The organism is Caulobacter sp. FW305-C-30-S16, from assembly GCF_058783025.1.
The window spans coordinates 1169223-1182903 of record NZ_JBYSYH010000001.1 but is presented as its reverse complement, the minus strand read 5'-3'; the positions used below and the strand labels follow the sequence as shown (position 1 = coordinate 1182903).

14 protein-coding genes are annotated in these 13681 nt (G+C 69.4%); 12 read left to right on the top strand and 2 right to left on the bottom strand.

Features of this window, described 5'->3' with window-relative positions; genetic code table 11:
* Window positions 1–11 precede the first annotated feature (11 nt).
* The 3 genes from flgK to AC3WJT_RS05840 are packed head-to-tail and all read left to right on the top strand — an operon-like array spanning window position 12 to window position 3531.
* Entirely contained in the window at window positions 12–2129 is a 2118-nt protein-coding gene (flgK, locus tag AC3WJT_RS05850; protein WP_492342129.1) for a flagellar hook-associated protein FlgK, read from the top strand.
* 3 nt (window positions 2130–2132) lie between these two features.
* Entirely contained in the window at window positions 2133–3059 is a 927-nt protein-coding gene (locus AC3WJT_RS05845; RefSeq protein WP_492342128.1) for a flagellin, read from the top strand.
* Window positions 3060–3111: 52 nt separating this feature from the next.
* Entirely contained in the window at window positions 3112–3531 is a 420-nt protein-coding gene (locus AC3WJT_RS05840) for a hypothetical protein (RefSeq protein ID WP_492342127.1), read from the top strand.
* Window positions 3532–3578: 47 nt separating this feature from the next.
* Here AC3WJT_RS05840 and AC3WJT_RS05835 read toward each other — a convergent pair whose 3' ends face one another.
* Window positions 3579–4601: an AraC family transcriptional regulator gene (locus tag AC3WJT_RS05835; RefSeq protein WP_492342126.1), complete on the bottom strand. Its 1023-nt coding sequence runs from the start codon at window positions 4599–4601 to the stop codon at window positions 3579–3581.
* Between the two features lie 86 nt (window positions 4602–4687).
* On the opposite strand from AC3WJT_RS05835, the gene AC3WJT_RS05830 reads away from it, so the two are divergent.
* The 3 genes from AC3WJT_RS05830 (at window position 4688) to ctrA (ending at window position 7831) form a co-directional block, all read left to right on the top strand.
* Window positions 4688–5500, top strand: coding sequence for a DUF2306 domain-containing protein (locus AC3WJT_RS05830; protein ID WP_492342125.1), 813 nt, complete (start codon window positions 4688–4690; stop codon window positions 5498–5500).
* Window positions 5501–5547: 47 nt separating this feature from the next.
* The gene (gene mnmA / locus AC3WJT_RS05825; protein WP_492342124.1) at window positions 5548–6720 is read left to right on the top strand and encodes a tRNA 2-thiouridine(34) synthase MnmA; all 1173 of its coding nucleotides are present in this window, start codon (window positions 5548–5550) and stop codon (window positions 6718–6720) included.
* 415 nt (window positions 6721–7135) lie between these two features.
* Window positions 7136–7831: a response regulator transcription factor CtrA gene (gene ctrA, locus AC3WJT_RS05820; protein WP_492342123.1), complete on the top strand. Its 696-nt coding sequence runs from the start codon at window positions 7136–7138 to the stop codon at window positions 7829–7831.
* A gap of 80 nt (window positions 7832–7911) precedes the next feature.
* On the opposite strand, the gene AC3WJT_RS05815 is transcribed toward ctrA, so the two are convergent.
* Entirely contained in the window at window positions 7912–8538 is a 627-nt protein-coding gene (locus tag AC3WJT_RS05815; RefSeq protein ID WP_492342122.1) for a beta/gamma crystallin-related protein, read from the bottom strand.
* Window positions 8539–8699: 161 nt separating this feature from the next.
* On the opposite strand from AC3WJT_RS05815, the gene AC3WJT_RS05810 reads away from it, so the two are divergent.
* The 6 genes from AC3WJT_RS05810 (at window position 8700) to arsC (ending at window position 13674) form a co-directional block, all read left to right on the top strand.
* Window positions 8700–11081, top strand: a complete 2382-nt coding sequence (locus tag AC3WJT_RS05810; RefSeq protein ID WP_492342121.1) for a M20/M25/M40 family metallo-hydrolase — start codon at window positions 8700–8702, stop codon at window positions 11079–11081.
* A gap of 81 nt (window positions 11082–11162) precedes the next feature.
* Entirely contained in the window at window positions 11163–11603 is a 441-nt protein-coding gene (locus tag AC3WJT_RS05805; RefSeq protein WP_492342120.1) for an ArsI/CadI family heavy metal resistance metalloenzyme, read from the top strand.
* Window positions 11604–11755: 152 nt separating this feature from the next.
* Entirely contained in the window at window positions 11756–12106 is a 351-nt protein-coding gene (locus AC3WJT_RS05800) for an ArsR/SmtB family transcription factor (protein ID WP_492342119.1), read from the top strand.
* Complete coding sequence (locus AC3WJT_RS05795) at window positions 12106–12600, top strand: arsenate reductase ArsC (RefSeq protein WP_492342118.1); 495 nt, start codon at window positions 12106–12108, stop codon at window positions 12598–12600. Before AC3WJT_RS05800 ends, AC3WJT_RS05795 begins: the two co-directional genes overlap by 1 nt.
* A 1-nt stretch (window position 12601) precedes the next feature.
* A complete protein-coding gene (locus AC3WJT_RS05790) occupies window positions 12602–13273 on the top strand; it encodes an aquaporin (protein WP_492342117.1) in 672 nt (223 codons plus the stop codon).
* Window positions 13270–13674 carry an arsenate reductase (glutaredoxin) gene (gene arsC, locus AC3WJT_RS05785; RefSeq protein WP_492342116.1) on the top strand — a complete coding sequence of 135 codons (405 nt, stop codon included), beginning with the start codon at window positions 13270–13272 and terminating at the stop codon, window positions 13672–13674. Before AC3WJT_RS05790 ends, arsC begins: the two co-directional genes overlap by 4 nt.
* The last annotated feature ends 7 nt before the right edge of the window (window positions 13675–13681 follow it).

Sequence of the window (13681 nt, the reverse complement as noted above, 5' to 3'; positions counted from 1 at the left end):
GCAAAGAACGCATGAGCCTGACCAATATCATGTCGTCGGCGACGACCGGTCTGATGGCCGCGCAGACCGGTCTGCGGACGGTCTCCGACAACATCGCCAACATCAACACCGCCGGCTACGTCCGAAAGGTGGTCAACCAGGCGCCGCTGGTGTCGTCCGGCATGGGCGTCGGCGTCGACATCACCGGCATCAGCCGGGCGGCCGACGCCTTCCTGCAGCGCGCCTCCCTGACCGCCAAGGCCAGTTCCGCCCAGGCGGGGGTGCTGGCCGACGCCTTCGACCGCGCCCAGGCCCTGTTCGGCGACCCTTCCGGCTCAAGCTCCTTCTTCAGCCGCCTGGACGAGGTCTATGCGGCCTTCGCCGCCACGGCGGGCGACGCGGCGTCCTCGATCCAGCGCGGCGCGGCGATCGACAGCGTCACCGACTTCCTCAACGAGGCTTCGCGCATCTCGAGCTCGCTCAAGAGCCTCGGGGCCGAGGCGGACGCCCGCATCGGCGGCGCCGTCGACCGGGCCAACCAGCTGCTCATCCAGATCGACTCGCTCAACACCGACATCAGCCGCGCCCAGGTCGAGGGCCGCGACTCCACGGGCTCGGAGAACATCCAGACCCGGCTGATCGACGAGCTTTCCGGCCTGATCGACGTCAGCATCAGCGGCCGGGCCAACGGCGGCTCGGTGATCCGCGCCTCGGACGGCACGGTGCTGGCCGGCGCCGGCGGCGCGGCGACACTCTCCTATGTGCGCGCGGACGGGGCGTCGGGCGAGATCGCCGTCACCCTGCCCGGCGCCAGCGGCCAGGCTTCGCTGCGCGCGCGGCTGACCTCCGGCGAGATCCGCGGCCTGCTGGACCTGCGCGACCGCGAACTGCCGGCCATCGGCGACCAGCTGTCGGAGTTCGTCACCAAGGCCGTCGACGAACTGAACCGCGCGCACAACGCCTCATCCAGCGTGCCCGCGCCCGCGACCCTGACCGGCCGCAACACGGGCCTGGACCTGCCGACCGCCGTCGCCGGCTTCAGCGGCCAGACGACCATCGGCATCGTCGCGGCCAATGGCTTGCTGCAGCGGCAGGTGGCCGTCGACTTCGATACGGGCACGATGAGCGTCGACGGCGGCGGGCCGACAGCCTTCACGGCCGGCAGCTTCCTCACCACCCTCAACACCGCGCTCGGCGGCTTCGGCTCGGCCAGCTTCAGCAACGGCGCGCTGAGCCTGACGGCCAACGGCGGCGCGGGCATCGCCATCGCCGATGACGCCACCAACCCGGCGACCAAGGCCGGCAAGGGCTTCTCGCACTTCTTCGGGCTGAACGACCTGGTCACCTCGACCGGCTTCCCCTTCTATGACACGGGCCTGGCCGCCACGAGCGCGCACGGCTTCACGGCGGGCGACACGATCAGTCTGCGTGTGGCCGACGCCGACGGCGTGCGGGTCAAGGACGTCACCGTCGCGGCGCCGGCGGGCGGCACGATGGCGGACCTGCTGAACGCCCTGAACTCGAACACCTCGGGCGTGGGCCTCTACGGCGCATTCAACCTCGACGCCGAAGGGTCGATGACCTTCACCGCCAACGCCCGGGGCGCGAGCCTTTCGGTGCTCAACGACGACACCGAGCGCGGCGCCGGCGGTCCCTCGATCTCCGAGCTGTTCGGCGTCGGCCTGGCGCAACGGTCGGCCCGGGCCGAGCGGTTCGAGGTTCGCACCGACATTGCCGCCAACCCGTTGAAGCTTGCCCTCGCCTCGCTCGACCTCAGCCAGGCGAGCGCCGGCAAGCCGGTGCTGGCGGTGGGCGACGGCCGCGGTGCGGCGGGTCTGGCGCAGGCGGGCGAGAGCTTCGCCGGCTTCGACGCCGCCGGCGGCCTGGCCGCCTCGACCATGACCGTCTCGCGCTACGCCTCGGAGCTGGCCGGGGCCATCGCCCGCAAGGCCGACGCCGCCGCCTCGCGCCAGACCATCGCCGAGGCGGTCGCGTCCGAAGCCGACACCCGCCGCAGCTCGGCCGAGGGGGTCAATCTCGATCAGGAGCTGATCAGCATGACCACCTACCAGCAGGCCTTCAACGCCTCCGCTCGCCTCGTCCAGGCGAGCAAGGACATGTACGACATCCTCATGACGATGGTGAGATAAGCCATGAACCGCGTCGCCACCGGCAACAGCTACTCCTCGGTCCTCAACGACCTGATGCGCGCCCAGGTGCGCCAGCAGGAGGCCAACGCCCAGGTCTCCAGCGGCAAGGTCGCCGGCAACCTCAAGGGCTTCGCCCGCCAGGCCGAGACCCTGCTGGCCACGCGCTCGATCCAGACCCGGGTCGACGGCTTCCTGACCCAGGGCAAGACCCTCGGCTCCAAGCTGGAATCGCAGGATCTGGCGCTGAACCAGACCGCCGACGCCGCCGCCGGCGCGCGCCAGGCGATCGCAGAGGCCCTGGCCACCGGCCATGGCGACGCCCTGATGAGCGAACTGTCGAACTGGTTCTCCTCCGCCTCGGACTCCCTGAACGCCCGGTTCGGCGGCCGGTACCTGTTCGCCGGCGGCCAGGTCGACACCCCGCCGGTCAGCGCCGGCGCCATGGCCGAGCTGACCAGCCAGCCGACCGTCGACGCCTTCTTCCAGAACGACAACCTGGTCCCGACCAACCAGCTGGACGAGTCGACGACCATCCAGTCCGGCTTCCTCGCCGACCAGCTGGCCGGCGGCCTGTTCGACGCGTTTCGCCAGGTGCAGGCCTTCGTCGACACCAACGGCGACTTCACCGGCCAGCTGACGACCGCCCAGGAAAGCTTCCTGCAGACGATGCTGGACGATTTCGAGACCGCCCGCAGCGACCTGACCGACGCCACCGCCCGCAACGGCCTGATCCAGAACCGCGTCGACAAGACGATGGAGACCCAGGAGGCCCGCCAGGCGATGCTCGAAACCATGGTCGGCGGCATCACCGACGTCGACATGGCCGAGGCCATCAGCCGCCTGCAACAGGCCCAGACCACCGTCCAGGCCAGCGCCCAGGTGTTCAACACACTGAGCCAGAGCTCCCTGCTGAACCTGCTGCAGTCGTAGGGGCGCGGCCGGGCGGGATTGCCTCCATAGCCCTCCTTCGGAGCGAGAGGAGATGACCTTGCCCCTTGATGCAGAGGACCAGAAGAAGAGCGGCCCGGTGTGGAGGGTCGAACTGGCCTGTGATCACGCCAGCGGGACGTTCCGCATGGCCGATATTCCACACCTCCCCATCGGGACCTATGAGGTGCAGGCCGTCGGCGGCGGGCCCTATCCGGCGTGGTCAAACGTCCGGGCGGATACGCAGAGCGGCCTGCCCTGGTTTCACAAGGTCTGGATCGTGACCGTTGAAGGCGTGAATGCCCATATCAAATGCCTTGGTGTCGAAGAGGGCTATTGCACCCCCGCCGAGGCTCTGGCCGCGGCCCGGCCTCACCGCTTCGAGGTGCGTAACCACCAGATTGTGATCCTGTGCATCCGCGACAGCGGCCAGGACAATCGCGGCGGACTGACCCTCAGGATCACGCCGGTCTGAAGGTTTGAGGGCTCAGACCGATTGCTCCGCAATCGGAACATGTCCCCCTACCCCGCCGCCCTCGCCGGCTGGACGTCGCGGGGGCTTTTGCCGGTCCAGCGTTTGAAGGCGCGGGAGAAGGCGGCGGGTTCGGAGAAGCCGACGAGGTAGGCGGTTTCGTTGACCGAGACCTTGCTGGCCGTGAGATAGCGCAGCGCCATCCGGTGGCGCAGGGCGTCGAGCGTCTGTTCGTAGGTGGCGTCTTCGGCCTTCAGCTTGCGGAACAGGGTCTGGCGGCTGAAGCCCAGGGTGCGGGCGACCGCGTCGGCGCTGACCTCGCCGGTGTGCAGCAGCGGCAGGAGCACCGCCTCGACGCGGCCGCGGACGGTCTTCTGGTCCTCCAGCGCCTGCAGCAGGTCGTCGGCCTTCTGCGTCAACACGCCGAACACGTAGCGGGGCTGCAGCGCCACCGGCCAGGTGGCGATGCGCGGGTCGAGCCGCATGGCGTTCCAGCCGGCGGAGAAGGTCACCGGGCACTGGAAGATACGGTCATACTCGGCGCGGTAGGCCGGCGCAGGGTGGGAGACCTGAACCTCGAGCACGTGCGGCTCTGGCAGGAAGCGGCGCGGGCCGCAGACCAGCCGGGCGAAGGCGCCCTCCGTCAGTTCCGGAAAGACGTCCGGGTCAGCGCGGTTGTCGACCATCCACGGCCGGCCGTCGCGCACAACGATCTCGAAGCGCGGCCCGTCGCTCAGGCCCTCGGTCTCCAGGGTGAGACGGCCGAAGCGCTGCATCTGGGCGAAGGCGTCGCCCATGGTCGCCGAGGCGTTCATGATCAGGCCGACGATCGACATCTCCGCCAGGTCGACCGCCTCGCCGAAATGCAGGCCGAGCGCCGGGTCGCCGCAGAGGTCCTGGGCCGCGCGCATCAGGGCGATGTAGCTCGCGAACGGCAGGCGGGCATCGGGGTCGTCGAGGTCGGCCGGGCGCAGGCCGGCCCGGGCCAGGAGCGCCGTGCGATCAGCGCCCTGCCGGACGGCGAACGCGATCAGGCCAGCGGCGACTCCGGCTGACGTGGTCAGGGTCGACATCTCCACGCTCCCCGGTGTTACGAACGATCATGCGCGCGCTACGCACGGTCATGGCGCCCGCCGGGCTTGTCGACAAGAAGGAGCCCATGACACTGCGGATTCCCGGAACACCCGTCCTGCTCGCCATCGCGGGCGCACTGCTGCCCACCGTCGCGCTGGCGAACAACCTGGAGGCCGGGCCCGGCGATCCGGTCTGGATGCATCTGGGGGCGAACGCGCTGCTCTGGGCGCACATCACCGGCGGGGCGATCGGGATGGTCACCGGCGTCGTGGCGCTGGCCTCGCGCAAGGGCCAGCGGGTCCATCGCGCGGCGGGGTCGGTGTTCTTTCTGGCGATGTTCATGGCCTACGCCATCGGCGCGGGCGTGGCGCCGTTCCTCGACACCGGGCAGCGGCCCAACTTCGTCGCCGGGATCATGGCGCTGTACCTGCTGGTCAGCGGCGCGATGGCGGCGCGGCGACGGGAGGCGACGGCCGGCGCGCCGGAGATCGTCGGGCTGCTCGTCGCGCTGGGCATCACCACCGCCGGCGTCGTCCTGATGCGCATGGGCGCAGCCAGCCCCAGCGGCACGGTCGACGGCTCGCCGCCGCAGGCCTTCTTCCTGTTCACTATCGCCGGGGCCTTCGCCGCCGCCGGGGAACTGCATGTGCTGGTGCGCAAACAGCTGTCCAACGTCTCGCGGATCGCGCGGCACCTGTGGCGGATGTGCTTTTCGCTGTTCATCGCCTCGGGCTCGTTCTTCCTCGGCCAGCAGCAGGTGTTTCCGGAGGCGCTGCAGGACTCGGCCCTGCTGTACGCCGTCGCCCTGTCGCCGCTGCCCGTCATGCTGTTCTGGCTGGGCAAGGTGCGGTTCGACGACTGGCGGCGGCGGCGGGTGAAGGCGGCCGTCGCGGCCTGAGGGGCGTGAGGTCGCAATTTTCGCCCCGACCCTCTACATAGCGCGGCATGACCGCGCTCCTGCCCATCACCGATATCGCCGACGACGTCGTGCGCGCGGCCGTCGGCCTGCCGACCGGCTCGCGGGTGGTGGCGGCCATGTCCGGCGGGGTGGACTCGACGGTCACGGCGGCGCTGCTGGCGAAGGCCGGCTACGACGTCGTCGGCGTGACGCTGCAGCTCTATGACCACGGCGCGGCGATCCAGAAGAAGGGCGCCTGCTGCGCTGGCCAGGACATTCTCGACGCCCGGCAGGCTGCCGAGGCCATCGGCATTCCCCACTACGTCCTCGACTACGAGAGCCGGTTCAAGGAACAGGTGATCGAGGAGTTCGCCGACGCCTATCTGCGCGGCGAGACGCCGATCCCCTGCGTGCGCTGCAATCAGACGGTCAAGTTCCGCGACCTGCTGGACGTGGCCCGCGACCTGGGCGCCGCCGCCATGGCCACCGGCCACTATGTGCGCCGCGAGGACGGTCCGAACGGCCCGACCCTGCACCGCGCGGTCGACGCCAACCGTGACCAGAGCTATTTCCTGTTCGCCACCACGCGCGAGCAGCTGGACTTCCTGCGCTTTCCGCTCGGCGGCCTGCCCAAGCCCGCGGTGCGCGGCGCGGCGGCCGGGATGCAGCTGGCGGCGGCCGACAAGCCCGACAGCCAGGACATCTGCTTCGTGCCCGAGGGCAAGTATCACACCGTCATTGACCGTCTGCGCCCGCATGGCGCCGAGGCCGGCGACATCGTGCACCTCGACGGCCGCACGCTCGGCCGCCACGAGGGCGTAACCCGCTACACCATCGGCCAGCGCCGCGGCCTGAGCATCGGCGGCACGGGCGATCCGCTGTTCGTCGTGCGCATCGATGCCGACGCCCGGCAGGTCATCGTCGGCCCGCGCGAGGCGCTGCTGACCCGCGCCCTGACGCTGAAGGAAGAGAACTGGCTCGGCGACGAGGCGACCATTCTGGACGCCGCCGCCGCCGGCCGCCCCGTGCTGGCCCGGGTCCGCTCGACGCGCGAACCGGTCGCCGGACGACTGGCGATGATCGACGGCGGGGTGGGTGTGGCGCTGGACACGCTGGAAGAAGGCGTGGCCCCCGGCCAGGCCTGCGTCCTGTACGCTCCGGAAGCGCCCAGCCGCGTCCTCGGCGGCGGCTTCATCGCGAGCGCGGTGCGGGCGGGCTGACCGCCAGGCGGCGCGGACGCCAAAGTATGAACAGCCGCGCCGCGGCGGGCGCGTGGCGGCGGCGCCCGGCTTGAGCAAACCGCGTCATCTTGACTCAGTCGCACCCCGAAACCGTCGGAAACGCCGACCCGCCGCCCTGGATCGGACTCCATTCCCCCACTGTCACAAGGCTTCGCGGAATCCCCCCGGATTCACTGGGGATTCCGCGATCACGAAAGAGTCATCCCCGCTGCGACTCGACGCTGCGCGATGGCCGCTTGCCGCCGATTCGCAAATCGGCTTAACGATTCTTTCCAACGGGCGGTTCACCATTAACCAGTCTTAAAGCAGCTTAATTCCAATGTCGGAGTTGAGCTTCGGGAGCGGATTCCGCTCCCCCTGAATTGTTGCCGCGGCCGCCGCGTGGAGGGGATCGATGCGCGTTCTTTTGATTGAGGATGACAGCGCCACAGCGCAGACCATCGAGTTGATGCTGAAGTCCGAGGGCTTCAACGTCTACACGACGGACCTGGGCGAGGAAGGCGTCGATCTGGGCAAGATCTACGACTACGACCTCATCCTGCTGGACCTGAACCTGCCCGACATGAGCGGCATGGACGTCCTGCGGACCCTGCGGAACCACAAGATCAACACCCCGATCATGATCCTGTCGGGCTCGGCCGAGATCGACACCAAGGTCAAGACCCTGGGCGGCGGCGCCGACGACTACATGACCAAGCCGTTCCACAAGGACGAGATGGTCGCCCGGATCCACGCCGTGGTGCGCCGCTCCAAGGGCCACGCCCAGGCGGTCATCCAGACCGGCGAGATCGCCGTGAACCTGGACGCCAAGACGGTGGAAGTTAACAACCTGCGGGTCCACCTGACCGGCAAGGAATACCAGATGCTGGAGCTTCTCTCGCTTCGGAAGGGCACGACCCTGACCAAGGAGATGTTCCTCAACCACCTCTACGGCGGCATGGACGAGCCCGAGCTGAAGATCATCGACGTCTTCATCTGCAAGCTGCGCAAGAAGCTGGCGACGGCCTCCGGCGGCAACCACCACATCGAAACGGTCTGGGGCCGCGGCTACGTGCTGCGCGATCCGCAGGAAGCCGTCGTCGCGGCCTGACACCCGCTTTCAGTCGCCCAAACGTAACAACGCCCGCCGGTTCATCCGGCGGGCGTTGTCGTTTCAGACGGGTCGGACGCCTACCGTCCGATCGGACGGGCCGACGAGATCTGGTTGCTCAGCTGCCAGGCGCCCAGGTCATAGACGCTGTCGCCCATGATCTCGCAGCGGCCGCCGTAGTTGATCTTCGTGCAGACCTGCCAGCGGCCGCGGCCGCGGATCTGGACCGACTTGGCCTTGTCGCCGAACGACCAGGGCGCGAAGCTCGGCGTCGGTCCGCGCAGGGTGATGCTGGAGCCGCGATAGCCGGGCTGGCCGTACAGCGTGATGCTGGCGGACATCCCCGGGCCGCCGGGGCCACCGGGCCCGCCGGGTCCGCCCGGTCCCCACGGACCGCCTGAACCGCCCGGGCCGCCCGGTCCGGGTCCCGGAGGCGGGCTGGTGCGGCAGGTCAGCTGGCCGTTGATGTTGGCGATGTCGCCACGACACTCGTCGAACCGAAGCCGGCTCTGCATCTGCGTGCCGTTGGCGGCGCGGCAGAGGGCCGAAACCACCCGTCCGCCATTGGGGCCGAGCCAGGCGTTGATGTTGGTGCAGGTGGCCCGGTAGCTGCCGGCCGGCGGCTGGACCGACTGGGCCCAGGCGGCGACAGCGCTGGCGGACAGCGCCGTGGCCGCGGCCATTGCGACGATTGTTGCAGTCTTCATGGCGACTCCTGAGCCCGAAAATTCCCGACGGGTCGAAACGCTAACACCGGCCAGCCGGGACCGCGACGCAAAAAAGACCGACGATCGTCGAACCGGTTCCACGTTGCGCGGCGGCCCGTGGCGTGGCTCCCTGCCCGTTCGGCGGTTCGGGGAGGAACGGCATGGGACGGATGATCGCGCTGGCGATGGCGCTGGCGGGCGCCCTGCTTCTCGGCTGGCTGGGAACGAAGACGCCGACGCCCGAAGGCGCGCCCGTCCCGGCCGGCGGCGGCTTCCACACACCGTTTGCAATGGCCGACATCCAGAAGATCGCGGCCCGGCCCCACCCGACCGGATCGGCCGCCAACGCCTCGGTCCGCGACTATCTGATGGGCCGCCTGACGTCGCTGGGCCTGCGGCCGTCGATCCAGACCGGTCTGGGCGTCCGCAATGAGTCGCCCTGGATCCTCGCCGGGCAGATGGAGAACATCGTCGGCGTCCTGCCCGGACGGGATCGCGGCCTGCCTGCCCTGGCCCTGATGGCCCACTACGACAGCGTGCCCGCCTCCCCCGGCGCGGCGGACGACGCGACCGGCACAGCGGTGATCCTGGACGTCATCCGGGCGCTGAAGGCGAAGGGAACACCCGCGCGCGACGTGATCGTCATCCTGACCGACGGCGAGGAGGCCGGACTGCTGGGCGCCGAGCTGTTCTTTGCCGAACACCCGCTGCGCAAGCGCATCGGGCTGCTGATCAACCTCGAGAGCCGGGGCGGCGGCGGGCGCGCCAACATGTTCCAGACGGGCTCGGGGAACGGCGCCCTGATCCCGGCCTTCGCGAAGACGGCGGTCAGTCCGATCAGCAACTCGCTGGCCGTCTTTCTCTATGAGACGATGCCGAACGACACCGATTTTACCGTCTCGAACGCGGCAGGGATCCGTGGCCTGAACTACGCCTTCATCGGCCGGCAGTTCGACTACCACTCGCCGACCTCGACCCCGGCCAATCTCGACCAGGGCTCGGTGCGCCACATGGGCGAGCAGACGCTGGCCGCCGCCTCAGCCCTGGCCTTCGCTGACAGCCTGCCGGGCGCGGCGCCGGACGCGGTCTACAGCCAGACCTTCGGCGACCATGTGCTGGCCTATCCTGCCTGGGGCGGCTGGATCGCGCTGCTGGTCGCGGCGGGCCTCATCGCCCTGGCCCTTGTCCGGGGGCGGCGGTCGGGCGAAATCCGGTTGGCCGACGCCGCGCGCGGGGCGGGGGCGGCGCTGTTCCTGCTGCTGGCCGGCGCCCTTCTGCTGCATCTCGCCCGGCTCGCGACCGGCGTCGGCTTCGGCTTCATGGAGCAGCGGCCGCTGCTGGCGCGATGGGGTTTGTGGGAGACGACCCTGGCGACGCTGGGCCTCGGCTTGCTGCTGCTGGTCCCGGGCCTGCTGGCCGGAGCGCGGACGCGGCTGTGGCTGGCCGGCGCGGGTCTGATGGGCGCACTGTTGTGCCTGGCGTTCGGCGGCTGGAGTCCGGTCAGTGTCGGCCTGGGTCTGGCGACAGCCGCCGTCGGCTATAGCGCGTTCGGCAAGCCGGCCGCCCTGCCCGGCGCCTGGCTGGGCGTGCTGCTTACAGGGCTGGCGGCGGGGCTGGCCCTGCAGATCTTCCTGCCCGCAGTGGCGTTCCTGGTGGTCTGGCCGCTGGCGCTGGCGGGTCTCGGCGCGGCGATCAGCCTGATGGGGACGCGACTTGACGCGTCGCGGACGGCCGGCGTGGCGCTGCTGGCGGCGCTCGGCGGCGGCTGGCTGGCGGTGTTCTTCCACGTCGTGTCGCAGGGCCTCGACCAGCCGATGATCCTGGCCCTGTTCCTGTGGCTGGGAGCCTTTCTCGTCTGGCCGCTGGCCTGGACGGCCGCGACAGCGCGGCTGTCGCTGGCTCCGGCTGTGGTTCTGCTCGCGATCGGGCTGGCGCTGGTCGGGGTGGTGCGATTCAGCGACCCCTGGAGCGCGCGGCATCCGGAGGCGACGGTGGTGCTGCATGTCCAGGATGCGACGACCGGCAAGGCCTGGCGGGCGGCCATGACGCCGGACCTCTCGCCCTGGGGCCGCGCGGTCCTTGCCGCCGACGGCGGGCCGATCAGCAAACAGCCGCTGCCCCCGCTGACCCGCTCGGACGTCTGGACCGCCCCCGCCAGGGCCGTAGCGCCGGGCGCAGCGCCCGTGACCCTGACCATGGGCGCCGAGAACGCCGCCACGATCAGCCTCCCCGCCTCCCGGATCATCGTGGTCGACATCCGGTCGGGACCCGGCCTGACCGGCCTCAGCATCAACGGGACGTCCGTTCAGACGGACTTCAAGGCAAACACCTGGACTCGCATTCGACTGGTCGGGTCGACTGCCCCGGGCCGCATCGAGGTTCGATCGAAATGGCGCGGACCAAAACTCGACGTCCGCTACGCCGTCTTCGACGAGCGCTGGCCGGTCGAAGCCAGGCCGCTCCCGCCGCGGCCCTCCGATGTCATGCCATTCGATCTTTCGGACTCCAGCGTAACGACGGGAACGCTCTCGGCAGCGTTCTGACGCCGGGACACTTCTCGTGCGCCGCTTGACTCGCTCCATTATTTCTATATTTCTCGAATAATAGATTTATTGGAGACCCCCATGAAGCGCCTGCACCTGCACATCGCCGTCGAAGACCTGGATCGGTCGATCGGCTTCTATTCCACCCTGTTCGGCGCGCAGCCGTCGGTGGTGAAGGACGACTACGCCAAATGGATGCTGGAGGACCCCAGGGTGAACCTTGCGATCTCCCAGCGCGACCGGGTTTCCGCCGGCGTCGACCATGTCGGCGTCCAGGCCGAAACGGCCGCAGAGCTGGCCGAAATGGCCACCCGCCTGAAGGCCGCCGGCGAGACGACCTTCGACCAGGAGGCGACCACCTGCTGCTATGCGAAGTCCGACAAGAGCTGGGTCACCGATCCCTCGGGCGTGCGCTGGGAGACCTTCCACACGTTCGGCGAAGCGACGACCTACGGCGAGGATGAGGCGATCCCGGCGGCGGTTTCGGCGGCGGATGTGGCGAAGGCGAGCTGCTGCGGGTAGGCCCTGCGTGGTTCGAGACGCGGACCTGAGGGTCCGCTCCTCACCATGACGCACATCATTGGTTCGCCGCCACTCGTCATCCTGAGGAGCGAGCCTCAAGCGAGCGTCTCGAAGGACGCACATCTGTCACAAAATTCGGCTATTCTCGAATCATGGAACAGACTGACGCCGTCGCCGCCCTGTCGGCCCTCGCCCATCCCGGCCGGCTGGCGGTTTTCCGCCTGCTGGTGAAGGCCGGCCCCGAGGGACTGCCGGCCGGGCGGATCGCCGAGGCGACCGGCAGCCTCAGCAACACCCTGTCGACCAACCTCAACATCCTGACCCAGGCGGGCCTGGCGCGCTCGCGGCGGGATGGCCGGCAGATCATCTACACGGCCGACTACGCCGTCATGCGCGGACTGCTGACCTTCCTGATGGAGGATTGCTGCCAGGGCGAGCCGGCCATCTGCGGGCCGCTGGCGGGACTCGTCAGCGCCGATTCCTGTGAGGCCAAGACCTGCTGATGACCCACACCGTCCTCTTCCTTTGCACCGGCAATTCGGCGCGCTCGATCCTCGCCGAGTCGATCCTCAACCGCCTCGGCGCCGGCAGGTTCATCGCCTTTTCGGCAGGCTCGATGCCGACCGGAACGGTCAATCCGCACGCCATCCGCCTGCTGGAACGGTTCAACTATCCGACGGACGGCCTGCGCTCGAAGTCGTGGGAAGAGTTCGACCGGGCGCACAACCCGGATGCGCCTGACCTGAACTTCGTCTTCACCGTCTGCGACAACGCCGCCGGCGAGGTCTGTCCGTTCTGGCCGGGCCAGCCGATGACCGCCCACTGGGGCGTGCCCGACCCGGCGGCCGTGCAGGGTACTGACGCGGAGATCGCGCTGGCGTTCGCCGACACCTACGGCCGCCTGCACAACAGGCTCGAAATCTTCGTCAACCTGCCGATGGCCAGCCTCGACCGGATGTCACTGCAGGCGCGTCTCGACGGCATCGGCAAGGCCTGACGTGACCTTCGCCCCCCTGCGCCGCCTCGTCGCCGAAACGCTCGGAACTGCCCTGCTGCTGGCCGTGGTGATCGGCTCCGGGGTGATGGGCGAGACCCTGTCGGGCGGCAATATCGCCGTCGCCCTGCTCGGCAACACCCTCGCCACCGGCGCGGCGCTGGTCGTGCTGATCACGCTGCTCGGACCGATCTCCGGCGCCCATTTCAATCCGGCGGTCACGCTGGTGATGGCTCTGCGGCGCGACATCGGGCCGACGCTCGCGCTCGGCTATGCCGCAGCTCAACTGGTCGGCGCCATGCTCGGCGTCTGGATGGCCCACGCCATGTTCGCCCTGCCCGTCCTGCAGGTGTCGGAAAAGCTGCGCGACGGCCCCGCCCAGGTGTTCAGCGAGGCGGTGGCGACCTTTGGCCTGATCGGCACGATCCTCGGCGTTTCGAAGTTCAGGCCGGATCTGACCGCCGTCTGCGTCGGCCTCTACATCACCGCCGCCTACTGGTTCACGGCCTCGACGTCGTTCGCCAATCCGGCGGTGACCATCGCGCGATCGCTGAGCGATACCTTCGCCGGCATCGCGCCGGTGTTCGTTCCAGGCTTCATCGGCGGACAGATCGCCGGCGCCCTGATCGCCCTGCTTGTCTTTGGCTGGCTCCTGAAGGAGAAACCCGCCCCATGACCATCACCATCTTTCACAACCCCGCCTGCGGCACCTCGCGCAACACCCTGGCGATGATCCGCGCCTCGGGCGCCGAGCCGACCGTGGTCGAGTATCTGAAGGCTGGCTGGACGCGCCCGCAGCTTGAGAGCCTGCTGGCGGCGATGGGCAAGACGCCGCGCGACATCCTGCGCGTGAAGGGATCGCTCGCCGAGGAGCTCGGCCTCACGGCCCCCGAGGCGACCGACAGCGCGATTCTCGACGCCATGGTCGCTCATCCGGCCCTGGTCGAACGGCCGATCGTGCAGTCGCCGAAGGGCGTCGCCCTGTGCCGGCCATCGGAGCGGGTCTTCGATCTGCTGGACGGCGCCCCGGCCGAATTCGTCAAGGAAGACGGCGAGCGCGTGGCGCCCAAGCGTTAACCCGCAC

Coding starts and splice junctions, on each gene's coding strand:
- flgK (WP_492342129.1), top strand. CDS start 12: ATGAGCCTGACCAATATCATGTCGTCGGCGACGACCGGTCTGATGGCC.
- AC3WJT_RS05845 (WP_492342128.1), top strand. CDS start 2,133: ATGAACCGCGTCGCCACCGGCAACAGCTACTCCTCGGTCCTCAACGAC.
- AC3WJT_RS05840 (WP_492342127.1), top strand. CDS start 3,112: ATGACCTTGCCCCTTGATGCAGAGGACCAGAAGAAGAGCGGCCCGGTG.
- AC3WJT_RS05835 (WP_492342126.1), bottom strand. CDS start 4,601: ATGTCGACCCTGACCACGTCAGCCGGAGTCGCCGCTGGCCTGATCGCG.
- AC3WJT_RS05830 (WP_492342125.1), top strand. CDS start 4,688: ATGACACTGCGGATTCCCGGAACACCCGTCCTGCTCGCCATCGCGGGC.
- mnmA (WP_492342124.1), top strand. CDS start 5,548: ATGACCGCGCTCCTGCCCATCACCGATATCGCCGACGACGTCGTGCGC.
- ctrA (WP_492342123.1), top strand. CDS start 7,136: ATGCGCGTTCTTTTGATTGAGGATGACAGCGCCACAGCGCAGACCATC.
- AC3WJT_RS05815 (WP_492342122.1), bottom strand. CDS start 8,538: ATGAAGACTGCAACAATCGTCGCAATGGCCGCGGCCACGGCGCTGTCC.
- AC3WJT_RS05810 (WP_492342121.1), top strand. CDS start 8,700: ATGGGACGGATGATCGCGCTGGCGATGGCGCTGGCGGGCGCCCTGCTT.
- AC3WJT_RS05805 (WP_492342120.1), top strand. CDS start 11,163: ATGAAGCGCCTGCACCTGCACATCGCCGTCGAAGACCTGGATCGGTCG.
- AC3WJT_RS05800 (WP_492342119.1), top strand. CDS start 11,756: ATGGAACAGACTGACGCCGTCGCCGCCCTGTCGGCCCTCGCCCATCCC.
- AC3WJT_RS05795 (WP_492342118.1), top strand. CDS start 12,106: ATGACCCACACCGTCCTCTTCCTTTGCACCGGCAATTCGGCGCGCTCG.
- arsC (WP_492342116.1), top strand. CDS start 13,270: ATGACCATCACCATCTTTCACAACCCCGCCTGCGGCACCTCGCGCAAC.